The organism is Pseudomonas sp. MF7453, assembly GCF_016405455.1.
GTDB classification, from domain to species: domain Bacteria; phylum Pseudomonadota; class Gammaproteobacteria; order Pseudomonadales; family Pseudomonadaceae; genus Aquipseudomonas; species Aquipseudomonas paralactis.
This window is the reverse complement of the sequence record NZ_JAEKCN010000021.1, coordinates 18609-40070: the sequence shown is the minus strand read 5'-3', so window position 1 is coordinate 40070 and position 21462 is coordinate 18609. Positions and strand designations below refer to the sequence as shown.

Annotated in this window: 20 protein-coding genes and 1 other RNA gene; 10 read left to right on the top strand and 11 right to left on the bottom strand. The window is 60.9% G+C overall.

What is annotated here, in order from left to right; all coding sequences use genetic code 11:
- Positions 1-128 precede the first annotated feature (128 nt).
- Positions 129-1595 carry a 4-hydroxy-3-polyprenylbenzoate decarboxylase gene (gene ubiD / locus JFT63_RS25645; protein WP_003195329.1) on the top strand — a complete coding sequence of 489 codons (1467 nt, stop codon included), beginning with the start codon at positions 129-131 and terminating at the stop codon, positions 1593-1595.
- A complete protein-coding gene (locus JFT63_RS25640; protein WP_057702030.1) occupies positions 1595-2563 on the top strand; it encodes a CDP-6-deoxy-delta-3,4-glucoseen reductase in 969 nt (322 codons plus the stop codon). Before ubiD ends, JFT63_RS25640 begins: the two co-directional genes overlap by 1 nt.
- A 121-nt stretch (positions 2564-2684) precedes the next feature.
- On the opposite strand, the gene JFT63_RS25635 is transcribed toward JFT63_RS25640, so the two are convergent.
- The gene (locus tag JFT63_RS25635) at positions 2685-3167 is read right to left on the bottom strand and encodes a hypothetical protein (RefSeq protein ID WP_057702031.1); all 483 of its coding nucleotides are present in this window, start codon (positions 3165-3167) and stop codon (positions 2685-2687) included.
- A gap of 326 nt (positions 3168-3493) precedes the next feature.
- On the opposite strand from JFT63_RS25635, the gene JFT63_RS25630 reads away from it, so the two are divergent.
- Positions 3494-5881, top strand: a complete 2388-nt coding sequence (locus JFT63_RS25630; protein WP_198845027.1) for a TonB-dependent receptor plug domain-containing protein — start codon at positions 3494-3496, stop codon at positions 5879-5881.
- 27 nt (positions 5882-5908) lie between these two features.
- Positions 5909-6562, top strand: coding sequence for a gamma-glutamylcyclotransferase (locus tag JFT63_RS25625; protein WP_198707213.1), 654 nt, complete (start codon positions 5909-5911; stop codon positions 6560-6562).
- Here JFT63_RS25625 and glpT read toward each other — a convergent pair.
- Together glpT and JFT63_RS25615 are read right to left on the bottom strand one after the other, a co-directional pair.
- Positions 6559-7896, bottom strand: coding sequence for a glycerol-3-phosphate transporter (glpT, locus tag JFT63_RS25620; RefSeq protein ID WP_003195321.1), 1338 nt, complete (start codon positions 7894-7896; stop codon positions 6559-6561). The two genes, JFT63_RS25625 and glpT, sit on opposite strands and share 4 nt — an antisense overlap.
- 291 nt (positions 7897-8187) lie before the next feature.
- On the bottom strand, positions 8188-9165 hold the full coding sequence (locus tag JFT63_RS25615) for an NADPH:quinone oxidoreductase family protein (RefSeq protein WP_198845026.1): 978 nt from the start codon (positions 9163-9165) through the stop codon (positions 8188-8190).
- Between the two features lie 150 nt (positions 9166-9315).
- Between JFT63_RS25615 and JFT63_RS25610 the strand changes: the two genes are divergently transcribed.
- Positions 9316-9723, top strand: a complete 408-nt coding sequence (locus JFT63_RS25610) for a flagellar basal body-associated protein FliL (protein WP_005792398.1) — start codon at positions 9316-9318, stop codon at positions 9721-9723.
- Between the two features lie 41 nt (positions 9724-9764).
- Here the strand turns inward: JFT63_RS25610 and JFT63_RS25605 are convergent, their stop codons facing one another.
- The 4 genes from JFT63_RS25605 to JFT63_RS25590 form a co-directional block, all read right to left on the bottom strand.
- Positions 9765-10883, bottom strand: coding sequence for an ABC transporter permease (locus JFT63_RS25605; protein ID WP_057702037.1), 1119 nt, complete (start codon positions 10881-10883; stop codon positions 9765-9767).
- Positions 10883-13600 carry a ribosome-associated ATPase/putative transporter RbbA gene (gene rbbA, locus JFT63_RS25600; RefSeq protein ID WP_198845025.1) on the bottom strand — a complete coding sequence of 906 codons (2718 nt, stop codon included), beginning with the start codon at positions 13598-13600 and terminating at the stop codon, positions 10883-10885. Before rbbA ends, JFT63_RS25605 begins: the two co-directional genes overlap by 1 nt.
- A complete protein-coding gene (locus tag JFT63_RS25595) occupies positions 13597-14562 on the bottom strand; it encodes an HlyD family secretion protein (protein ID WP_057702039.1) in 966 nt (321 codons plus the stop codon). Before JFT63_RS25595 ends, rbbA begins: the two co-directional genes overlap by 4 nt.
- Positions 14563-14630: 68 nt before the next feature.
- Positions 14631-15080 carry an EVE domain-containing protein gene (locus tag JFT63_RS25590; RefSeq protein ID WP_198845024.1) on the bottom strand — a complete coding sequence of 150 codons (450 nt, stop codon included), beginning with the start codon at positions 15078-15080 and terminating at the stop codon, positions 14631-14633.
- Between the two features lie 194 nt (positions 15081-15274).
- Between JFT63_RS25590 and JFT63_RS25585 the strand changes: the two genes are divergently transcribed.
- Positions 15275-15421, top strand: coding sequence for a hypothetical protein (locus JFT63_RS25585; RefSeq protein WP_087149491.1), 147 nt, complete (start codon positions 15275-15277; stop codon positions 15419-15421).
- A 7-nt stretch (positions 15422-15428) separates the two neighbouring features.
- Here JFT63_RS25585 and JFT63_RS25580 read toward each other — a convergent pair whose 3' ends face one another.
- The 4 genes from JFT63_RS25580 to JFT63_RS25565 form a co-directional block, all read right to left on the bottom strand.
- A complete protein-coding gene (locus tag JFT63_RS25580) occupies positions 15429-16058 on the bottom strand; it encodes a 5-formyltetrahydrofolate cyclo-ligase (RefSeq protein WP_186561095.1) in 630 nt (209 codons plus the stop codon).
- A 58-nt stretch (positions 16059-16116) separates the two neighbouring features.
- Positions 16117-16295, bottom strand: a non-coding RNA gene (gene ssrS, locus JFT63_RS25575) — 6S RNA.
- Positions 16296-16325: 30 nt separating this feature from the next.
- Positions 16326-16643, bottom strand: coding sequence for a cell division protein ZapA (locus JFT63_RS25570; protein ID WP_005792389.1), 318 nt, complete (start codon positions 16641-16643; stop codon positions 16326-16328).
- Positions 16640-16849 (bottom strand): TIGR02449 family protein, encoded by a 210-nt coding sequence (locus JFT63_RS25565; RefSeq protein WP_003177365.1) that lies wholly within the window; start codon positions 16847-16849, stop codon positions 16640-16642. The genes JFT63_RS25570 and JFT63_RS25565 overlap by 4 nt, the downstream gene beginning before the upstream one ends.
- 138 nt (positions 16850-16987) lie before the next feature.
- On the opposite strand from JFT63_RS25565, the gene JFT63_RS25560 reads away from it, so the two are divergent.
- The 4 genes from JFT63_RS25560 (at position 16988) to JFT63_RS25545 (ending at position 21358) form a co-directional block, all read left to right on the top strand.
- On the top strand, positions 16988-17545 hold the full coding sequence (locus JFT63_RS25560) for a YecA/YgfB family protein (RefSeq protein WP_057702042.1): 558 nt from the start codon (positions 16988-16990) through the stop codon (positions 17543-17545).
- A 27-nt stretch (positions 17546-17572) separates the two neighbouring features.
- A complete protein-coding gene (gene pepP / locus JFT63_RS25555) occupies positions 17573-18895 on the top strand; it encodes a Xaa-Pro aminopeptidase (RefSeq protein WP_198845023.1) in 1323 nt (440 codons plus the stop codon).
- Positions 18892-20079 carry a 2-octaprenyl-6-methoxyphenyl hydroxylase gene (gene ubiH / locus JFT63_RS25550; RefSeq protein ID WP_057702044.1) on the top strand — a complete coding sequence of 396 codons (1188 nt, stop codon included), beginning with the start codon at positions 18892-18894 and terminating at the stop codon, positions 20077-20079. The genes pepP and ubiH overlap by 4 nt, the downstream gene beginning before the upstream one ends.
- Positions 20080-20140: 61 nt before the next feature.
- Entirely contained in the window at positions 20141-21358 is a 1218-nt protein-coding gene (locus JFT63_RS25545) for a 2-octaprenyl-3-methyl-6-methoxy-1,4-benzoquinol hydroxylase (protein ID WP_198845038.1), read from the top strand.
- The last annotated feature ends 104 nt before the right edge of the window (positions 21359-21462 follow it).

The following is a 21462-nucleotide window of genomic DNA, read 5'->3' as shown; positions in this document are numbered from 1 at the left end:
GCCCTCAGGGGCGCCATTTTTTTTCGCGCATTTTTTAAATGCATTCCGTGTGCAAATCCACCTCGATAAGCTGCCAGCCGCCCTAAGAGCAGGTAGGATGTACGCCTATTTTACGGGTGGCATGTTTAATGAAATTCAAGGATCTTCGGGATTTCGTGCAGCAACTTGAGCAGCGCGGAGAGTTGAAACGTATCCAGATGCCGATTTCACCGGTGCTGGAAATGACTGAGATTTGCGACCGCACCTTGCGCAACAAGGGCCCGGCGCTGCTGTTCGAAAACCCGACCGGCTTTGATATCCCGGTGCTGGGCAACCTGTTCGGCACTCCCGAGCGCGTAGCCTTTGGCATGGGCGCCGAGTCCGTCAGCGAACTGCGCGAGATCGGCAAGCTGCTGGCGTTTCTCAAGGAGCCCGAGCCGCCCAAGGGCTTGAAGGATGCCTGGTCGAAGCTGCCGATCTTCCGCAAGATCATTGCCATGGCCCCCAAGGTGGTCAAGGACGCGGTGTGCCAGGAAGTGGTCATCGAAGGCGATGATGTCGACCTGGCCATGCTGCCGGTGCAAACCTGCTGGCCCGGCGACGTCGGCCCGTTGATCACGTGGGGCCTGACCGTCACAAAAGGCCCAAACAAGGATCGCCAGAACCTCGGCATTTACCGTCAGCAAGTCATTGGCCGCAACAAGGTGATCATGCGCTGGCTGAGCCACCGTGGCGGCGCACTCGATTTTAGAGAGTGGTGTGAAAAACACCCGGGCAAGCCGTTTCCGGTGTCCGTGGCGCTGGGTGCCGACCCGGCGACTATTCTCGGCGCCGTGACACCCGTGCCCGATAGCTTGTCCGAATACGCTTTTGCCGGCCTGTTGCGCGGTAATCGCACCGAACTGGTCAAGTGCCGTGGTAACGACTTGCAGGTGCCGGCCACCGCCGAAATTATCCTCGAAGGCGTGATTCACCCGGGTGAGATGGCCGATGAAGGCCCTTACGGCGATCACACCGGCTATTACAACGAAGTCGACAGCTTTCCGGTGTTCACCGTCGAGCGCATCACCCATCGGGTCAAACCGATCTATCACAGTACCTACACGGGCCGTCCACCCGATGAGCCTGCCATTCTCGGTGTGGCGCTCAACGAAGTGTTCGTACCGATCCTGCAAAAGCAATTCCCGGAAATTACCGACTTCTACCTGCCGCCTGAGGGCTGTTCGTACCGCATGGCCATCGTGACCATGAAGAAGTCGTATCCGGGCCATGCCAAGCGCGTCATGTTGGGTGTGTGGTCGTTTTTGCGACAGTTCATGTACACCAAGTTCGTTATTGTCACCGACGACGACATTAATGCGCGGGACTGGAACGACGTGATCTGGGCCATTACCACGCGCATGGACCCCAAGCGCGATACGGTGATGATCGATAACACGCCGATCGACTACCTCGACTTTGCCTCGCCGGTGTCGGGCCTGGGTTCGAAAATGGGCCTGGATGCCACCCACAAGTGGCCGGGCGAAACCACTCGCGAGTGGGGCCGGGTGATCGTCAAGGATGAAGCCGTCACCGCGCGTGTCGATGCGATCTGGAAAGAATTGGGAATAGATTGATGCGTGTAACCCTGCAACCTTCCGGCGCTGTACTGGAGCTGGTCCCTGGCGAACGAATCCTCGAAGGCGCACGCCGCTTGGGGTACGAATGCCCCCAGGCCTGTCGCAATGGCGTGTGCCATGTGTGTGCGGCGTTGCTGGTGGAGGGCCGGGTAAGCCAGGCCGGTGAAGTGCGCGACCATGGCGAGTTCTACACTTGCATCGCCGAGCCGCTGGAAGACTGCATTGTGTTGTGGGATGGCGTACTGGCGCCGGGAGAGTTGCCGTTGCGCAAATTGTCATGCCAATTGATCGAGTGCGTGGAAGTCGGTGGCGATGTCTGGCGTGTGCGCCTGCGCGCTCCGGCCGGTAAGGCGGTGCGTTACCACGCCGGGCAATACCTGATGCTTGAGCGCGAAAGCGGCGAGAAATCGGCGTTTTCCCTGGCTTCTGCACCCCATGCCGGGCGTGAGCTGGAGCTGCATGTGCTGGTTCGCGAAGACAGTGCCCGCAACCTGATCGAACAATTGCAGCGCAACCAGATGGCCCGTGTGGAACTGCCGTTCGGTGATACCCACCTGGCAGAGTTGCCGGACGGGCCGCTGGTGCTGATGGCCGCCGGTACCGGTATGGCGCAGATGCACAGCCTGATCGAGCACTGCCGCGCTTCGGGCTTCAAGCACCCGGTGCACCTGTTCTGGGGCGTACGGCGCCCGGAAGATTTCTACCAGATCGAGCACTGGGATCAGTGGCTGCAACTGCCCAATCTGTTCCTGCACAAAGTGGTCAGCGACCTGTGTGGCTGGGAAGGGCGCTGCGGTTTGCTGCATGAGGTGGTGTGCGAGGACATTGCCGATCTCAACAGCGTGCATGTCTACGCCAGTGGTTCGCCAGCAATGATCTACGGCACCCTGGATGCATTGGTCGACGCCGGTATGGATGCTCACCGGATGCGTGCTGACGTGTTTGCCTACGCCCCACGGCCCTGAAGTGTTGCGCTGAATAATGTGGGAGCTGGCTTGCCTGCGATAGCGGTGCGCCAGTCGGAAAATGAGACACTGACCCACCGCTATCGCAGGCAAGCCAGCTCCCACAGCGGACAGTGTCGTGTCAGAAGCGTAAGCCAGTCGTCACCATCGCCGCATTGAACCCCAGCAACACCAGCTCCGCCGCGACCGGCCCGTAGTGGGTCCCCACGGACGGAATGATCACGGGCGCTACGCCAAAACGATTCAATGGGATCTTGTCGCGATACTCGCCGCGATAGCCCTGGATCAGCCCGCCGGTCAACTTCGCATACACCGGGTATTCAGCCATGTCGTAGCGCTTGCCCGCATAGGCATAGTACGAGCGCTGGCGGAACGAGTTGCGAAAGGTCACCCCGCCATACACCAGGCCCGACGCCTCATTGCGCTCCAGGCCGATCAGGTCCTGTTTGTTGTTGTGTTGCGGGTCGGGTGCAAAGTGCCGCGTGTACACGCTGGTCTGGGCGTACCAGAAGCCTTTGTCGTCAGTGGCCATCGGCGTTTCGCTGGCCAGTGCAGTGGTGGCCTGGGCGAGCAATAACAGACCAGGCAATCGAAATTTTTTCATGGCGACCTCGGTAGTCGATTTGATGAACGGCTAAGTGGGTCGTGATAGGCGCGCCAGTTTGACGGCTTGGCACGCGCCCAGGCTGAACCGGGGCTGAAAGTACCGGGATTAGCCACGTGGATCCTGACGAATGGGCGAGCGTGCTTATGCTTTTGCTTATTCTTTTAAGGTATTTATTCTGGTTGATAAATATCTTTAAGCTATATCGCAACGGACTACCGACTTCACCGACCTTAACCAGATACTGACCGCCACCGCCCGCCAGCCGGATCGATCGTACGAACTTCGCGCATTGCAGTTCTATTTTTGATTCAAAGGGGAGCGGTATGGGGAGCTACAGGAAGCACGCGCTATACACGGCGTTTTTGTCGGCCAATTTGCTGACCGTTGTGGGATTCAATCCAGCTCTGGCAGACGAAACATCTGCGGTTGATGCACCTAAACTCGACACGGTGATCGTCACCGGTACCCGCGCTCAAGAGCGCACCGCCAGTGCTTCGCTGTCGCCAATCGACGTAATCTCCGGTGAAACCCTGCGCAGTACCGGCTCCGATGAGCTGGGTGCCGTATTGGCGCGCCTGATTCCGTCGATCAACTTCCCGCGCCCAAGCCTGGTGGACGGCGCGGAATTGGTGCGTCCGGCGCAGCTGCGCGGCTTGTCGCCGGACCAGGTGTTGGTATTGGTCAACGGTAAACGTCGCCATACCAGTGCCTTCGTCAATCTGGGCGGAGCGGTTGGGCGCGGTTCGGCCCCGGCAGACTTGAATGCCATCCCGCTGTCGGCGGTAGACCATATCGAGGTGCTGCGCGACGGCGCTTCCGCCCGTTACGGCTCCGATGCGATCGCCGGGGTAATCAACGTGATTCTCAAGCACGCCGACCACGGCGGCTCGATTTCCAGCAAGTTTGGCGAGTACAAAAAGGGGGATGGCATCCAGCGTAATATCAGCGGCAATACGGGCCTGGCATTGGGCGACGATGGCTTTATCAACCTGTCTGCCGAAGGCGCCGACAACGATTACACCAACCGCGCCGGCAATGACTACCGCCCCGGCAGCATCGGCTCCACCACTTATGGCCAGCGTGTGTTCCGCCAGGGCGAGCCGGCCACCAATGAAGGCAAATTCCAGTTCAACTCGGAGTATGCCTTCAACGATGCCGCCCAGTTCTACGCCTTCGGTGGCTACAGCAAGCGGCGTGGGGAGACAGCCGCTTTCTACCGTGCGAGCAACGCTTCCAACAACATCAAGGCGCTCAACCCCAACGGTTACCTGCCATTGATCAAAGGCAACCTGGAAGACACCTCGCTGGTGGTGGGCCTGCGCGGTCTGCTGGCCTACGATTGGCATTACGACCTGTCGGCCAACTACGGCAAGAACCAGTACGAGCTGGGTACTGAAACCATCAACACCTCACTGGGCCTGGCGACGCCGCGTAAATTCAATAACGGCACACTGAGCAACGATCAGAAGCAAGTCAGCCTGGACCTGTCCCGTGAATTCGATGTGGGCTTTCTGCCGTATCCGGTCTCTGTGGCGTTTGGCGGTGAATACCTGCATCAAGGCTATGAAATCGAGGCGGGGGAGCCAGCGTCCTATTACCAGACCGGCAGCTCCGGCCTGGGTGGTTTTCGTGATGCCGATGCCGGCACCAGCACGCGGCATAACTGGGCACAGTACCTGGACCTGGAAACCAACTTCACCGAAAAACTCAGCGCCTCGGCCGCCGTACGCCATGAGGACTACAGTGACTTTGGCTCCAACGTCAGCGGCTCGCTGTCGGCCCGCTACGACTTCACCCCGCAAGTGGCCTTGCGCGGCAGTATCTCCAATGGCTTTCGTGCGCCGTCCCTGGCCCAGCAGAATTTTGCCTACACCTCATCGCAGTTGATCGGCAGCACCATTCAGGAAGCCGGCACCTTCCCGGTCAACAGTCAGGTCGCGCGCCTGCTCGGTGCCGAAGACCTCAAGGCGGAAAAGTCGCGCAACTATAGCCTCGGCCTGGTGCTCGAACCGGCCGACGACCTGACCGTCACGCTTGATGTGTATCGCATCGACATTCGCGACCGCATCAGCCTGTCGTCTAACCTCAATCTCAACCCAGCCACAGTGGCCTACCTGCAGGCCAATGGCGTCGGCAATATCAACTACACCACGGCCCGTTACTTCACCAATGCCACGGACACCAGCACCGATGGCGTCGATCTGGTGGCCAACTATCGCTACCAACTCGATAACGGCATTCGCTGGAACAGCACCGTGGGCTACAACTACAACCACACCAAAGTCACCGACGTGAAAGCCAACCCCGCGATTCTCGATAGCCTGGGGGCCAACCTGGTGCGGGTGGACCGCCGCGAGCGTATCGGCTTGCTGGGCGACACCACGCCCCAGCACAAACTGAGCCTGGGTAACGACTTCACCTTCGGCAATTGGGCCTTGCACACCAACCTGGTGCGCTATGGTGAGTTCACCAGCTATCAGGCGGACAAGATCAACGACCAGACCTTCAAGGCCGCCTGGGTGTTGGACCTGTCGGCCGATTACAGATTGAAGAACTGGACCTTCACCCTGGGCGGCGACAACGTCACCGATAAGTACCCGGAGAAGGTCAATGCTTTCGCCAGCAGTGGCGGCAATCTCGCCTACAGCACATTTTCGCCGTACGGTTACAGCGGCGCGTTCTATTACGGTAAAGTCGCTTACAACTGGTAATACACAGGAGGCGCACCGCTTTTCGCCATGACCGCCATTGAAACCGATCTTCTGCAATTGGCTTACCCTCCGCGGCTCGATCTGGGGCCGCAACTCACTCACGAACAATTGATGAGCTCGATGCAGGCCACCATGGCTCGGCACAAGGGTGGGCCGGTGTGGCTGTTTGCGTATGGTTCGCTGATCTGGCGCCCTGAGTGCTCGTCGACCGAGCGGGTGCGTGCACGGGTTCACGGTTATCACCGTGGCCTGTATTTGTGGTCACACGAGCATCGCGGTACGCCGGAGCTGCCGGGGCTGGTGTTTGGGTTGGATCGTGGTGGTTCCTGCAGCGGGTTTGCCTACCGCTTGCCGGAGGACCAGTTGGAGGCCTCGCTTTACGCTCTATGGCAGCGTGAGATGCCTTACCCCTCGTACCGGCCGCACTGGCTCAGCTGCCGTTTGGAAGATGGCAGTACCGTGCAGGCGTTGGGGTTTGTTCTGGAGCGGCACTTGCCCAGCTATGCCGGCAACTTGCCCGACATTGTGCTTAATCATGTGCTGCAAAGCGCTTGCGGGCGTTACGGTACCACTCGCGATTATGTCGAGCAGACCGTGAACGCCCTGCGTAGCCACGCCATGCCAGATAAAAACCTGGAGGCGCGGCTCAAGCGTTGTGCCAGGGATTGCTCTGCCGATTAACGCGCCGAGCTCACGCTGTTGGTGTGCCACAGCGTGGGGATCAGGAACGCGATCGCCAGTACGCAGGCACCAATCAGCAGCACGAAACCACCATCCCAGCCGAAATGGTCAACCGTGTAGCCCATGGCCGCACTGGCCGCTACCGAACCGCCCAGGTAACCGAACAAACCGGTAAAGCCCGCAGCGGTGCCCGCGGCCTTCTTCGGAGCCAGCTCCAGCGCCTGTAGGCCGATCAGCATGACCGGGCCGTAGATCAGGAAGCCGATGGAGAACAACGCAATCATGTCGATCATCGGGTTGCCCGGTGGGTTGAGCCAGTAAACCAGGGTCGCCACGGTGACCAGCGCCATGAACACGATGCCGGTCAGGCCGCGATTGCCACGGAAGATTTTGTCCGACATCCAGCCGCACAGCAGCGTGCCCGGGATGCCTGCCCACTCGTAGAAGAAATACGCCCAGGACGACTTGTCGACCGTGAAGTGTTTGGCTTCTTTCAAATAGGTCGGCGCCCAGTCCAGGACGCCGTAGCGCAGCAGATAGACAAACACGTTGGCGAAGGCGATGTACCACAGCATCTTGTTACGCAGCACGTACTTGACGAAGATTTCCTTGGCACTGAATTCGTCTTCGTGGCTGGCGTCGTAGCCTTCCGGGTAATCGTTCTTGTACTGCTCGATAGGCGGCAAGCCCACCGATTGCGGGGTGTCACGCATGGTGATGAAGGCGAACGCCGCCACGGCCAGGGCCACGGTGGCCGGCACATAGAACGCGGCGTGCCAGTCGTTGAACCAGGCCATGCCCAGCAGGAACAGCGGGCCGATCAGGCCGCCGCCGACGTTGTGCGCCACGTTCCACACCGACACCACGCCGCCGCGCTCTTTCTGCGACCACCAGTGCACCATGGTCCGCCCACTCGGCGGCCACCCCATGCCCTGGGCCCAGCCGTTGATGAACAGCAAAATGAACATCATGGTCACGCTGGACGTTGCCCAAGGTGCGAAACCGAAAATGAACATCACACCCGCTGACACCAGCAGGCCGAAGGGCAGGAAGTAACGTGGGTTGGAGCGGTCGGACACCAGCCCCATGAGGAACTTGGACAAGCCGTAGGCAATCGCAATCGCCGACATTGCCAGGCCCAGTTCACCACGGGTGTAACCCTCGTCGATCAAGTAGGGCATGGCCAGGGAGAAGTTTTTGCGCAGCAGGTAGTAGCCGGCGTAACCGAAGAAAATACCCGCGAAGATCTGCCAGCGCAGCCGTCGGTAGGTACTGTCTATTTTTTCTTCAGGCAGGGGCGCCTGGTGTGCGGCAGGTCGAAAGAAAGCAAACATTCAAGAGCTCCAAATTTCTTGTTTTGACTGCGGATGCGAATGTTACAGTTTCGTTACCGAAAATAGCATCGCCTCTTATCTGCAAACACAGGAAACACGAGCAATTGCATGTTCTTTTACGAACATGTCGCTAATAGATAAGTTGTGGTCGTGATTGGGTCCTAAGACCACTGAGTAACCATTGTGGGAGCTGGCTTGCCTGCGATGGCGGTCTTTCAGGTTCATCTGTAGCAGCTGACCCACCGCTATCGCAGGCAAGCCAGCTCCCACATGGATTGCATTTCAGGTGTGTTATCGGGTTTGGACAACTATTTTACCCACCGCCTTGCGCTGCCCCAGGTCATTGATTGCCTGGGCAGCCTGCTCCAGCGGATACACCTGTGACACCAACGGCTTCAACTTGCCCTCGGCATACCACGTGAACAACTGCTGAAAATTCGCCGCGTTGTCCTGCGGCTGGCGCTGGGCAAACGAGCCCCAGAACACCCCGACTACCGCCGCGCCCTTGAGCAACGCCAGGTTCACCGGCAATTCGGGAATGCGCCCGCTGGCAAACCCCACTACCAGCAGGCGGCCGTTCCAGGCGATGGCGCGGACGGCCTGGTCAAACAGGTCGCCACCCACCGGGTCGTAAATCACGTCAGCGCTATTGCCATCGGTCAGGCGCTTGATCTCGTCCTTGAGGCTGGCATCGCTGTAGTTGATCAACTCATCAGCCCCGGCCGCCTTGGCCACCGCGAGTTTGTCGGCGCTGCTGGCGGCGGCGATCACGCGGGCGCCCATGGCCTTGCCGATTTCCACCGCGGCCAGGCCCACACCGCCGGAGGCGCCTAGCACCAGCAGGGTCTCACCGGGTTGCAGGTTGGCGCGCTGTTTAAGCGCGTGCATCGAGGTGCCGTAGGTCATGCTGAAGGCGGCGGCAATGTTGAAGTCCATGCTCGGCGGAATCGGCAGCACGTTATAGCCAGGCACCGCGACCTGCTCGGCAAAGCTGCCCCAACCGGTCAACGCCATTACGCGGTCACCGACCTTCAAATGGCTGACTTTCTCACCCACCTCGCTGACCACGCCTGCCGCTTCGCCACCGGGTGAAAACGGAAAAGGCGGCTTGAACTGGTATTTGCCCTCGATGATCAGGGTGTCCGGGAAATTCACCCCGGCGGCGTGCACGTCCAGCAGGATTTCGTTCTTCTTGATTGCAGGGCTGGCGATCTCTTCCAGCACCAGGGTTTCGGCGGGGCCGAAGGCTTTGCACAGCACAGCTTTCATCGGACTATTCCTTTTGGCATCGTGGCCGATAAGTGTAGGAGGGTGCGCCCGCGGGTCAACGAGCATACCCGTGCCTGATAAGCCCCCATAAGCTTGTGCTCAGCCTTGCTAGCGTTATGCTACCGGGCAACCGAATTCGAGGAATGAATTGTGAAAGCGTGGATCCTGTTGATGCTGGCCCTGACTTTGCCGATGGCAGTCCAGGCCGAAGAAGCCAAAGAAGGCGAGGCGCCGAAGGTCAGCTATATCAGCCTGACCCCGCCGTTCGTGGGTAATTACGGCCTGGATGGCACGGCCAAGCTCAAGGTCTACAAGGCCGACATCGCCCTGCGCGTGACCGGCACCGAAGCAGCTGCGGCGGTCAAAGCCAACGATCCACTGATACGCAACCAACTGGTGGCGCTGTTCACCCAGCAGACCAGCGAGGCCATGAGTACGGTCGAAGGCAAGGAAAAGCTGCGTCAGGAAGCCCTGAAACAAACCCAGCAAGTGATGAATGACGAGACCGGCAAGCCGATGGTGGAAGATTTGCTGTTCAACAATCTGATCATCCAGTAAGGCCGGCGCTTAGCGCTATTCGCGAGGTCCTGCCAGGCGCCTCAGGACGCCAGGCTCTTGCGAAACCGCGCCAACGCCACCGCAAAAAATACCAAGCCAATTCCCGTCAGGGCCAGCAAGTCTGGCCACACCACGCTCAACCCCGCGTCCCTGAATAGAATCGCGGCACTCAAGCTCACAAAATGCGTCGATGGCGAGCCCTGCATCACCCACTGCAACCATTCGGGCATGCTGTCCAGCGGCGTACTGCCGCCAGAGAGCAACAGCATGGGAATGATCACCGGGATCGCCAGCAGGCCGAACTGCGGCGTCGAGCGGGCGAGAGTGGCGAGGAAGATCCCCAACGCGGTACTCGCAAACAGGTACAGCGCCGTCACCAGCAGGAACAGGCCCAATGACCCGGCCAGCGGCACGCCGAGCAAGCCTTTGACCACCAGTTCCAGGGACAGCCACGTACACAACACCACCACCAGCATGTTGCTCCAGATTTTTGCCAGCATGATCTCCAGCGCGGTCAGGGGCAGCACCAGCAGATGGTCGAGGGTGCCGTGCTCGCGTTCGCGCAGTAGGGCGGTGCCGGTCAGCACGATGGCGAGGATGGTGATGTTGTTGACGATCTGGATCACCGCCAGGAACCAGCCACCTTCCAGGTTGGTATTGAACAAGGCCCGAGTGGTCAGCAGGGCCGGAGCTTTGCCGGCAGCGTCGGCCTGACCGCTGTAGGTCAGCAGTTCGCGTTGGAAAATCCGCCCGATGTAACCCGCCCCCATGAAGGCCTGGCTCATTGCCGTGGCATCGATGTTTACCTGCACCCCCGGCTGGCGCCCCGCCAACAGGTCGGCCTGGAAATTCGCCGGTACATTGACGACGAAGGTGTATTGGCCGCTGTCCATGACCTTGTCCAACTGGTCGTAGGCCAGTGGCGCCGGCGCCTGGAATTCCGGTGGTTGCAGGGCCTCGGCCATTTGCCGCGAGAGCGCGCTGTGATCTTCATCGACAAAGGCCACGCTGGCGTTGTGCACGCCAATCACCGAACCTGCAGCGGGCATGTAGATCGCCACGGTGAAGGCGTAGAACAGAAATAGTAGCAACACGCTGTCGTGGCGCAGGCTGGTGAGTTCCTTTAGCCCCAGGCGCAGGATATGGGCGAGCTTGTGCATCAGGCCTCCTGCTTCTTGAGCATCACCAGGCTCAGCCCGGTAAAACCGACGAAAAATCCGAACAAGGCCAGGCATTGTGGCCACAACTGGCGCAGGTCCAGGGCCTTGGTGAAGGTGCCCACCGCAATATCCAGAAAGTGCCCGGCCGGAAACAGCATGCCCATCAGCGCCGCCGCACCTTCCAGGGACGAGCGCGGCACGATCAGCCCGGAAAACTGGATGGTCGGCAGACTGGTGATGATCATGGTGCCGAGGATCGCCGCGATCTGGGTGCGGGTGAACGCCGAGATCAGCAGGCCCATGCTCGTGGTCGCCAGCACGTACAACAAGCCACCGAAAGCCAGGGTCAGGCCGCTGCCTTTGAACGGTACACCGAACAACCAGCGGTTCATCGCCACCAGCAGTGCCAGGTTAACCAGGCTCACGGCCAGATAGGGCGCTTGTTTGCCCAACAGGAACTCCAGGCGCGTCAGTGGTGTGGCATAGAAGTTGGTGATCGACCCCAGCTCCTTCTCGCGCACAATGCCGAGGGCGGTGAGCATGGCCGGAATGAACGCCAGGATCAGCGCCATCACGCCAGGGCCAATGGCATTCACGCTGACCACGTCCTGGTTGTAGCGAAAGCGTGTTTCAAGCTTGACGGCGGCCCGGTTGTTCAAGGGTAAGCTACTGAGTTCAGCCAGTTGCGCAAGGTTGCTCTGGTGCACGGCCTCCACGTAGTTGCGGCTGGTTTCAGCGCGAAACGGCATGCCGCCGTCGAGCCAGGCTGCGACAGTGGGCTGGCGGCCGGCGTAGAGGTCACGGCCAAAGCCGGGTGGGATCTCCAGGGCCAGTTTGATTTCCGAACGTTGCAGGCGCCGGTGCAATTCGTTGGCGTCGCGAATGGGGGCTTGCTCGGCGAAATAGCGCGAACTGCGAAATGCCTCTAGATAGGCGCGGCTTTGCGGGGTTTGGTCCTGGTCGTAGACGGCGAAGGCGAGGTTTTCCACGTCCAGGGAAATGCCGTAGCCGAAGATCACCATCATGAACATGGCCCCGAGCAGGGCGAAGGCCATGCGTACCTTGTCGCGCAGCAGCTCCTTGCCTTCGCGGCTGGCCACGGCTAACCACCGCGCCAGGCTGAAGCCGTGTTTGCTTGCGGGCGGCGCGTGGGCATCGTTGACGGTTGCACGGGCCGCGCTGGGTTCGGGTTCGCCCTGGGCCTGCTCCAGGCAGGTGACGAAAGCCGCCTCCAGGGTATCGCCGTGGAACTGCTGTTGCAGCGCCTCGGGCGTGTCGCAGGCCAACACCTTGCCTGCATGCATCAAGGAGATGCGGTCGCAGCGCTGGGCTTCGTTCATAAAGTGGGTTGACAGGAAGATGGTCACGCCTTGTTGCCGCGACAACTGGATCAGCAACCGCCAGAAATCATCCCGCGCCGCCGGGTCGACGCCCGAGGTGGGCTCATCGAGGATCAGCACTTCCGGGCGATGCAGCACCGCAACCGCCAAGGACAAACGCTGGCGCAGGCCAAGGGGTAACTCGCCGGAGGGCTGTTCGGCCACTTCACCGAGGTCGAAACGTTGGATCAGCTCATCAATGCGCGGACCGCTGTCGGCCTTGGGCAAGTCGAACAGTTGCGCATGCAGCACCAGGTTCTGGCGCACGCTCAGTTCGCCATACAGCGAGAAGCTCTGCGACATGAAACCTACGCGCTTGCGGGTCGCCAGGTCCTTGGCGTCCACGGGCTTGCCCAGCAGGATTGCACTGCCCTCGGTGGCAGGCATCAGCCCGGTCAGGACTTTCATGGTGGTGGTCTTGCCGCAGCCGTTGGAACCGAGGAAGCCGAAGATCTCGCCGCGGCCAATGGCAAAGCTGACGTTGTTCACCGCGGTGAAATCGCCAAAGCGCAGGGTCAGGTCGTGGGCTTGGATGGCGATATCGGCGTTGCCGCCTGTGCGCGGTGGAATTGCCAGCGGCTGGCTGTCGTGGGCACTGTCGCCCTGGAAGTGGGTGAAGGCCTCATCCAGTTTGCCGCTGGGCGTTATCGCTGCCAGTTCGCGGCTCAGTCCATCGGCGATTAACCTGCCACGGTCGAGCATCAGGCAATGCTCGAATTGCTCGGCCTCTTCCATGTAGGCGGTGGCCACCAGCAGTGTCAGTTGCGGGCGCTCACTGCGTACGCTATCTACCAGCTCCCAGAACCGCCGGCGGGACAGCGGATCGACGCCGGTGGTGGGTTCGTCGAGGATCAACAGGTCCGGATCATGGATCAGTGCGCAGCACAAGCCGAGCTTCTGTTTCATCCCGCCAGAGAGCTTGCCTGCCGGGCGCTCGGCAAAGCGTGCGAGGTCGGTGGCGAGCAGCAGGTTGTGCATGCGCTGGTCGCAATCGGCTTTCGACAGGCCGAACAAGGTGGCGAAGAAACGGATGTTCTCGCTGATGGACAGCTCGGGGTACAGATTGCCGCCCAGGCCCTGGGGCATAAAGGCAATGCGCGCGTACAGGCTATTGCGGTGGCGACGGTCCTGGATGGAACCGCCGAGCACCTGCAACTGGCCTTCCTGCAGCTTTTTAACCCCGGCGATCAGACCCAGCAGGCTCGACTTGCCGGCGCCGTCCGGACCTATCAACCCGCAGCGGGTACCGGCTGGCAAGCTGAAGGCAATGTCGAGCAGTGCCTGTTGCTTGCCGTAGCGGTGGTTGATCCCCGTGGCGTGCAGCGCCAGGCCGCTCATTGCAGGTTGGCCGGCCAGTCGATATCGGCTGTGCGCACATAGCCCGCGCCGGGCATGCCCGGTTTTGCTTGTGGTACGGCGCTGGGTTGAGTCAGGCGCAATTTGACGCGGAACACCAGTTTCTGCCGCTCATCGCGGGTTTCGACTTCCTTGGGAGTGAACTGGGATTTGGCCGCGACAAAACTGATTTTGGCCGGCAGCGCTTGCTGGGGCAGGGCGTCGAGCAGGATGCGTGCTTCACTGCCGACGGTCAGGCGGCCGGTGACGGAGGCGGGCAGGTAGAGATTCATGTACTGGTCATTGGGGTCAATCAGCAGCAACACGCGGCCACCCGCGCCGAGCACTTCGCCCGGCTCGGCCAAGCGCAATTGGATGATGCCGTCGATGGGCGCACGCAGGCTGCTGTCGTCGATTTCGCTGGTGAGTTGGGCCACTTGGGCCTGGGCTGCGCCGATGGCGGCCTTCACCGCGTTGACCTGGGCTTGGGCGGCGATCACTGCCGCGTTGCCGGTGTTCTGGCGCGCTTGCTGCTGGTCGATCAATTGGCTGCTGGCAAAGCCGCGCCGGTACAGCTCTTGGGTGCGCTTGAGTTCCTGGCTGGCCAACAGTTGCTCGCTTTGGCGCAACTGCACGTTGGCTTCAGCAGAGGCGAAGTTTTCCTTGGCGCGTAACACCTCTGCTTCGGCCTGGGCGCGCTGGGCTTGCAGGGTGCGGGTGTCCATGCGCGCCAGCAACTGGCCCTTGAGCACTTTGTCGCCTTCATCCACGTGCACTTCGGCCAGGCGCCCGGGGATCTTGGCGGCGATTTGCACTTCGGTGGACTCCAGGCGCCCATTGCCCATGCTCAAGCCCTCGGGCAGGCGGTCCTGGGTCGAACGCCAGTAGCCAAAGGCCCCCGCCCCCAGCAAGAGGACGATCAGCGCGATGGCGAACAGACGGGACGTATGGTGGTTCGTAGACATGGCTGCATCCTGCGGCGTTAGCGTCCAGTGTGATGGGTTTGGCCCGTGAGGGTCTTGATATCGGTCAGTTAAAGCAGCTGAAGGATGGCCGCCCATTGTTCAGGCGTGACCGCCATGACCGAAAGCCGGCTGCCTTTCTGCACCAGCGGCATTTCGGCAAGAGCGGTTTGCTGCTTTAGATAGCCCAGGCCCAGCACCTTGGGGAAGGTGTTGACGTGGCCCACGGTGATGGCACTCCACGGATTTTTCTCCGCACTGGCCTTGGCGTCGAAATAATGGCTGTCCGGTTCCAGCGCTGTTGGATCCGGATACGCTGCCTCGACGATTTTGCCGATGCCGGCAATCCCTGGCTCCGGACAGCTGGAGTGATAGAAGAAAAACTCATCGCCCACCGCCATGGCGCGCAGAAAGTTGCGCGCCTGATAGTTACGCACCCCATCCCAGCGGGCTTTGCCGAGCTTTTCCAGGTCCCTGATGGACAGTTCGTCAGGCTCGGATTTCATCAGCCAATAGGCCATTTTGGGGCTCCTGAAAAAGGCATTGGGCAAGTTGTCGGGCAATTGCATGACAAACCGACAGTCGGTTGGCGTCAAGGTTTGCGTGTTGGTTCACGTTACCGCAGAATGCGCGCTTTTAGGCTTGGCGCAGCTGCAACGGACTACTTTGGAACGTTGTTGTCATCGTGTACGAGGTGCCTGAAGGGGGGCAATCGATGCAACGTAAACCGGATTTACTATGGATTTTGGTTATTTTGTTTGGTCTGGGCGTCGTGACCACCGGATATGCCCAGAGCTTGTGGTCCAACAAGACCGATGCACCGGTTGAACTCACGCCAGTGCAGCAACAATTCAAGCGTTAATACGGCTTCAAGGCGTCGCTGGTTCCAGCGACGTTTGTGCAACATACCAATGCTTATCGGTGACAGTGCCCGCCAGCGGCACGTCCCAGCTCGCCTGCGCCAAGCGGTCTACCTGCTGACATTCATGGGCCAGGCCCAGCAAGGTCGGCTTGCGCCAGCTTTTGCGTCTGGCGAGGTAAGCCAGGCTGCGGTCGTAGAACCCGCCGCCCATGCCCAGGCGTCCACCTTCGCTATCGAACCCCACCAATGGCAATAGCACCAGGTCGAGCGCCCAGACTTTGCGCTGTTGATGGGCATTGACCCGCGGCTCAAGAATGCCAAAGCGGTTGGGCGATAATTTATCCCCGCGCCGCACGCGCTGGAACACCATCTTGGTGCGCGGCCAGGCGCTCAGTACCGGCAGATAGGTAGCCTTGCCACGGCGCTGCGCCGCGCGCAGCAGCAGGCGCGGATCGATTTCACCGTCCGTCGGCAGGTATAAGGAAATATGTTTGGCCCGGCGAAACAGCGGGTGCTGTGCCAGTTGCCGGTACAGGCCAAGGGCGGCCTGGCGCTGCTCGCTCGGTGTGAGGGCGCGGCGGGCCTTGCGCAACATGCGTCGAAGTTGCGGACGGGAAAGCGGCGCAGGTTCGGTCATGGCTTATCGGCTCATAAAACAATGCCAGTCCTGGGACTGGCATTGAGTTTGGGAATTCAGGCTCCCCGACAGAGCCGCTGTCGACTTAGCCCTTGAACCCGAAAGTTCAAGGTGGAAGAAGCAGTAGGCTTTAAGGCTTTCCGTCTAGCGGACATGCACACCAGCCCAACGTGCAACTTCCAGGGTAGTGCGAATCGGCTCAGGGACATCGCCGACTGGCAAACACGCCAGGGAGTGGGGCGAGTATACCTTAAACAGACTCGGCAATCAGCCCTTGGGTGCGTCGGAATCGGTGGAAAGCACCAGATCCACGCGTTCGAGCAGGTCACGCACTTGCTCACGCGTCGAACCGCTGGCCTGCACATCAGGGCGTTCCTGCTTATGCAGCAGATCGTGGGTAATGTTCAGCGCGGCCATTACGGCGATGCGGTCGGCGCCGATGACTTTACCGCTGCTGCGGATTTCACGCATCTTGCCGTCCAGGTAACGGGCAGCGCTCACCAGATTGCTGCGTTCTTCCTGGGGGCAGATGATCGAATATTCTTTGTCGAGGATCTGCACGGTAACGCTATTGCTTGAACTCATGAGTCTTGCTCCAGGGCCTTCAGGCGCGAAATCATCGATTCGACCTTACGCCGGGCGATTTCGTTTTTTTCAATGAGGTGAGCGCGTTCCTCGCGCCAGGTCTTTTCCTGAGCTAATAGGAGTCCGTTTTGACTCTTTAGTTGCTCGACCCGATCAATTAGCAGTTCGAGTCTGGCCATCAGCGCTTGCAGGTCGGTGTCTTCCATTGGGTTCCACTGGATTTGTCTGATGAATGGCAACTGCAGGATAAACGATCTGACGCCCTTGATAGTCTTGGTGCGTCTGCCGGTGCTAGGATACAGCGCTCCATTCTAGACATTGCGCCGTCTGGCGCCTAGCTCACCATGCCCATTCAGAATTCCCCGTACGACGCTTTTTCCAAACTGCTGAGCACCAGCGGCCACCCATGCTCGCCTGCCGAACTGCACGGCGTGCTGTTGGGCCGCAGTTGCACCGGTGTGGGCTTTGATGCCGACAACTGGCTGGCCGACGTGGCCGAGCTGCTGGAAACCGAACCGACCGAAAACGTGCGTAACGCGCTGATTGGCCTGCAAGAGATGGTCAAGGGCGAGCTGACCGGTGATGACGTCACCGTGGTCCTGCTGCTGCCGACCGACGACGCCCCGCTCGCTGAACGCGCTGCCGCGTTGGGCCAATGGTGCCAGGGCTTCCTCCACGGTTTCGGCGTAAACGCCGGCGGCCTGGAACTGAGCACCGATGCCAAGGAAGTGCTGCAAGACCTGGCGGCCATCTCCCAGGTGCAAGATGCCCTGGAAGAATCCGAAGACGGCGAAGGCGACTACATGGAAGTAATGGAATACCTGCGCGTGGCACCGCTGCTGCTGTTCACCGAGACCAAAAAGTCCGCTGAACCGGCCGCACCCAAGCCTTCGCTGCACTAAGACGCAAGAAAGGAAGTCCATCTGCCCATGATCCATATCCCCAAAGCGGAATACACCCGTCGCCGCAAGGCGCTCATGGCGCAGATGGAACCCAATAGCATCGCGATCCTGCCGGCCGCTGCGGTAGCGATCCGCAACCGTGATGTCGAGCATGTCTACCGCCAGGACAGCGACTTTCAGTACCTGAGCGGCTTCCCCGAGCCCGAAGCCGTGATCGTGCTGATGCCCGGCCGCCAGCACGGCGAGTACGTGTTGTTCTGCCGCGAGCGCAATGCCGAGCGCGAATTGTGGGATGGCCTGCGTGCGGGCACCGAGGGCGCGATTCGCGACTTTGGCGCTGACGACGCATTCCCCATTACCGATATTGACGACATCCTGCCGGGTCTGATCGAAGGCCGCGACCGGGTGTATTCAGCCATGGGCAGCAATGCCGAATTCGACCGCCATGTGATGGAGTGGATCAATGTGATCCGTTCCAAAGCGCACCTGGGCGCCCAGCCGCCGAACGAATTCGTTGCCCTGGATCATCTGCTGCACGACATGCGCCTGTATAAATCGGCGGCAGAAGTGAGGGTGATGCGTGAGGCCGCGCGTATTTCCTGCGCGGCCCATGTGCGGGCGATGCGGGCCAGCCGTGCCGGTTTGCATGAGTTCAGCCTGGAGGCCGAACTGGATTACGAGTTCCGCAAGGGCGGTGCGAAAATGCCCGCCTACGGCTCCATCGTTGCCGCCGGGCGCAACAGCTGCATCCTGCATTACCAGCAAAATGACGCATTGCTCAAGGATGGCGACCTGGTGCTGATCGACGCCGGTTGTGAGATCGACTGCTACGCCAGCGACATCACCCGCACCTGGCCGGTCAACGGCAAATTTTCGCCCGAGCAAAAGGCGATCTACGAGATTGTGCTGGCTTCCCAGGAAGCCGCCTTTGAGCAGATCGCACCGAACAAGCATTGGAACCAGGCCCACGAGGCCACCGTGCAGGTTATCACCGCCGGGTTGGTGAAGCTGGGGTTGCTGCACGGTGACGTTGGCGAGCTGATCGTCAGCGAAGCCTATCGCGCTTTCTACATGCACCGCGCCGGCCACTGGCTGGGCATGGATGTACACGATGTAGGCGAGTACAAGGTCGGCGGTGAATGGCGTGTGCTGGAAGTCGGCATGGCCTTGACCGTGGAGCCGGGGATCTATATTTCACCGGACAACCAGAACGTGGCAAAGAAATGGCGTGGCATTGGCGTACGCATCGAGGACGACGTGATAGTGACCAAGCAAGGCTGTGAAATCCTGACCGGTGCGGCGCCCAAGACCGTTGCCGAGATCGAATCGCTGATGGCGGCCGCCCGATGAGCCGGGTCAATCTGGCGATTATCGGCGGCGGCCTGGTGGGCGCCAGCCTGGCCCTGGCGTTGCAGGCCGGTGCCAAGGCGCGCGGCTGGAAGATCATGCTGATCGAACCGTTTGCCCCGGGCGACAGCTACCAGCCCAGTTACGATGCGCGTTCGTCGGCGCTGTCCTTTGGTGCCCGCCAGATTTATCAGCGCCTGGGCGTATGGCAGGACATTGCCCGCCGCGCCGAGCCGATCAAGCAGATTCATGTATCGGACCGTGGGCGTTTCTCTACCGCGCGCCTGTCCGCCATGGAAGAGGGCGTACCGGCCTTGGGCTACGTGGTGGAAAACGCCTGGCTGGGCCAATGCCTGTGGCAAGGCCTGGATAAAGACGTCGTCAGCTGGCGCTGCCCCGCGCAAGTCACACGCATGGAGCCGCTGCCCGATGGCTATCGCCTGACGCTCGACGATGAAACCGTACTGGAATGCGATCTCGCGGTGTTGGCCGACGGCGGCCGCTCCGGTTTGCGTGAGCAACTGGGCATTGGCGTCAAAACCCGGCCTTACAACCAGAGCGCCCTGATCGCCAATATCACCCCGAGCGAAGCCCACAATGGCGAAGCGTTCGAACGTTTCACCGATGAAGGGCCGATGGCCTTGTTGCCGCTGCCGGACAACCGTTGCGCACTGGTCTGGACCCGCATCGGCATGGACGCCCAGCGCCTGGCCGACCTCGACGAGCGCAGTTTCCTGAGTGAGTTGCAGGGCGTGTTCGGTTATCGCCTGGGCACCCTCAAGCAAGTGGGCGCCCGACATTTGTACCCGCTGACCCTGGTGGAAGCCGAAGAGCAAGTGCGCTCTCATCTTGCAGTCCTCGGCAATGCCGCCCACAGCCTGCACCCGATTGCCGGGCAGGGTTTCAACCTGTCCCTGCGCGATGCCAATGCCCTGGCCGAAGCCTTGCTGGCCGGGCCTGCGGTGCCAGGTGACCTGGCGACCTTGCAAGGCTATCGCGAGCGCCAGCGCCTCGACCAACAACTGACCGTAGGCTTTTCCGACCAGGTCACGCGCCTGTTTGGCAGCGGCCAGCCGTTAATGGCGCTGGGCCGTAACCTGGGCCTGCTCGGCCTGGATCTGTTGCCGCCGGCCAAACGCTGGTTCGCCCGCCAGGCCATGGGTCTGGGCACGCGCTCCGATGTCTGAGCCGGCCCATCATTTTATTTGCGGCCTGTGCCGCACACGAGACAAGGCTTAAAGCATGGACATGCGCGCAGATGTGCTGATTGTCGGGGCCGGAATGGTCGGAAGCGCCCTGGCGCTGGCGTTGCAGGGCAGTGGCTTGCAGGTGCTGCTGCTCGACGGCAGCCCGTTGAGCGTCAAGCCGTTTGAGTCGGCTGCGGCGTTTGAACCTCGGGTGAGCGCGTTGTCGGCGGCCAGCCAGCGCATTCTTGAGCGCCTGGGCGTGTGGGACGGCATCGTAGAGCGGCGTGCCAGTCCCTACGGCGAAATGCAGGTGTGGGACGGCAGCGGTACCGGGCAGATCCACTTCTCGGCGGCCAGTGTGCATGCCGAGGTGCTCGGGCATATCGTCGAAAACCGCGTGGTGCAGGATGCCTTGCTGGATCGCCTGCATGACTGCGACCTCGGCCTGCTGGCCAATGCGCGCCTGGAACAGATGCGCCGCTCCGGCGATGACTGGCTGCTGACCCTGGCTGACGGTCGCAAGTTGCGTGCGCCGCTGGTAGTGGCCGCCGATGGCGCCAACTCCGCCGTACGCCGCCTGACCGGCACCCCGACCCGCGAGTGGGATTACCTGCATAACGCCATTGTCACCAGCGTGCGCAGCAGCCAGCCACACCAGCGCACGGCGTGGCAACGCTTTACCGATACCGGCCCGCTGGCGTTCCTGCCGCTGGTGCGCGATGGGCAGGAAGATTGGTGTTCGATCGTCTGGTCGACCACGCCGGCTGAATCCGAACGCCTGATGGCCCTGGATGATAAAAGCTTCTGCCGGGAACTGGAGCGTGCCTTTGAGGGGCGCCTGGGCACTGTGATCAGCGCTGACCCCCGCATTTGCGTGCCGTTGCGCCAGCGCCATGCCAAACGCTATGTGGCCGAAGGCCTGGCATTGATCGGCGACGCCGCCCACGTGATTCACCCGTTGGCGGGGCAGGGCGTGAACCTGGGCTTCCTTGATGCGGCCGTGCTGGCCGAAGTGCTGCTGGCGGCAACTGAGCGCGGCGAGCGCCTGGCCGATGTGAAAGTGTTGAGCCGTTACGAGCGGCGGCGTATGCCCCACAACCTGGCGCTGATGGCGGCGATGGAAGGCTTTGAACGGTTATTCCAGGCCGATCAGCTGCCATTGCGCTGGCTGCGCAATGCAGGCCTGAAAATCGTCGACCAGATGCCCGAAGCCAAGGCGGTGTTTGTGCGCCAGGCACTGGGTTTGACTGGCGATCTTCCCGAACTCGCCAAACCCTGAACTGACAATACAACCCTCTGTGGGAGCCGGGCTTGCCCGCGATGAGGCCGTCAGCTCCAGCGCATATTCTGGCTGTGCAACATCTGGTAACGCCTCCGTCGAGC

Excerpts from the sequence above, each read along its gene's own strand:
- JFT63_RS25605 (WP_057702037.1), bottom strand. The coding sequence starts at position 10,883 with ATGCACAAGCTCGCCCATATCCTGCGCCTGGGGCTAAAGGAACTCACC.
- JFT63_RS25640 (WP_057702030.1), top strand. The coding sequence starts at position 1,595 with ATGCGTGTAACCCTGCAACCTTCCGGCGCTGTACTGGAGCTGGTCCCT.
- rbbA (WP_198845025.1), bottom strand. The coding sequence starts at position 13,600 with ATGAGCGGCCTGGCGCTGCACGCCACGGGGATCAACCACCGCTACGGC.
- ubiH (WP_057702044.1), top strand. The coding sequence starts at position 18,892 with ATGAGCCGGGTCAATCTGGCGATTATCGGCGGCGGCCTGGTGGGCGCC.
- JFT63_RS25565 (WP_003177365.1), bottom strand. The coding sequence starts at position 16,849 with ATGGAAGACACCGACCTGCAAGCGCTGATGGCCAGACTCGAACTGCTA.
- pepP (WP_198845023.1), top strand. The coding sequence starts at position 17,573 with ATGATCCATATCCCCAAAGCGGAATACACCCGTCGCCGCAAGGCGCTC.
- glpT (WP_003195321.1), bottom strand. The coding sequence starts at position 7,896 with ATGTTTGCTTTCTTTCGACCTGCCGCACACCAGGCGCCCCTGCCTGAA.
- JFT63_RS25545 (WP_198845038.1), top strand. The coding sequence starts at position 20,141 with ATGCGCGCAGATGTGCTGATTGTCGGGGCCGGAATGGTCGGAAGCGCC.
- JFT63_RS25595 (WP_057702039.1), bottom strand. The coding sequence starts at position 14,562 with ATGTCTACGAACCACCATACGTCCCGTCTGTTCGCCATCGCGCTGATC.
- JFT63_RS25585 (WP_087149491.1), top strand. The coding sequence starts at position 15,275 with ATGCAACGTAAACCGGATTTACTATGGATTTTGGTTATTTTGTTTGGT.
- JFT63_RS25630 (WP_198845027.1), top strand. The coding sequence starts at position 3,494 with ATGGGGAGCTACAGGAAGCACGCGCTATACACGGCGTTTTTGTCGGCC.
- JFT63_RS25580 (WP_186561095.1), bottom strand. The coding sequence starts at position 16,058 with ATGACCGAACCTGCGCCGCTTTCCCGTCCGCAACTTCGACGCATGTTG.
- JFT63_RS25560 (WP_057702042.1), top strand. The coding sequence starts at position 16,988 with ATGCCCATTCAGAATTCCCCGTACGACGCTTTTTCCAAACTGCTGAGC.
- JFT63_RS25615 (WP_198845026.1), bottom strand. The coding sequence starts at position 9,165 with ATGAAAGCTGTGCTGTGCAAAGCCTTCGGCCCCGCCGAAACCCTGGTG.
- JFT63_RS25570 (WP_005792389.1), bottom strand. The coding sequence starts at position 16,643 with ATGAGTTCAAGCAATAGCGTTACCGTGCAGATCCTCGACAAAGAATAT.
- JFT63_RS25590 (WP_198845024.1), bottom strand. The coding sequence starts at position 15,080 with ATGGCCTATTGGCTGATGAAATCCGAGCCTGACGAACTGTCCATCAGG.
- ubiD (WP_003195329.1), top strand. The coding sequence starts at position 129 with ATGAAATTCAAGGATCTTCGGGATTTCGTGCAGCAACTTGAGCAGCGC.
- JFT63_RS25635 (WP_057702031.1), bottom strand. The coding sequence starts at position 3,167 with ATGAAAAAATTTCGATTGCCTGGTCTGTTATTGCTCGCCCAGGCCACC.
- JFT63_RS25625 (WP_198707213.1), top strand. The coding sequence starts at position 5,909 with ATGACCGCCATTGAAACCGATCTTCTGCAATTGGCTTACCCTCCGCGG.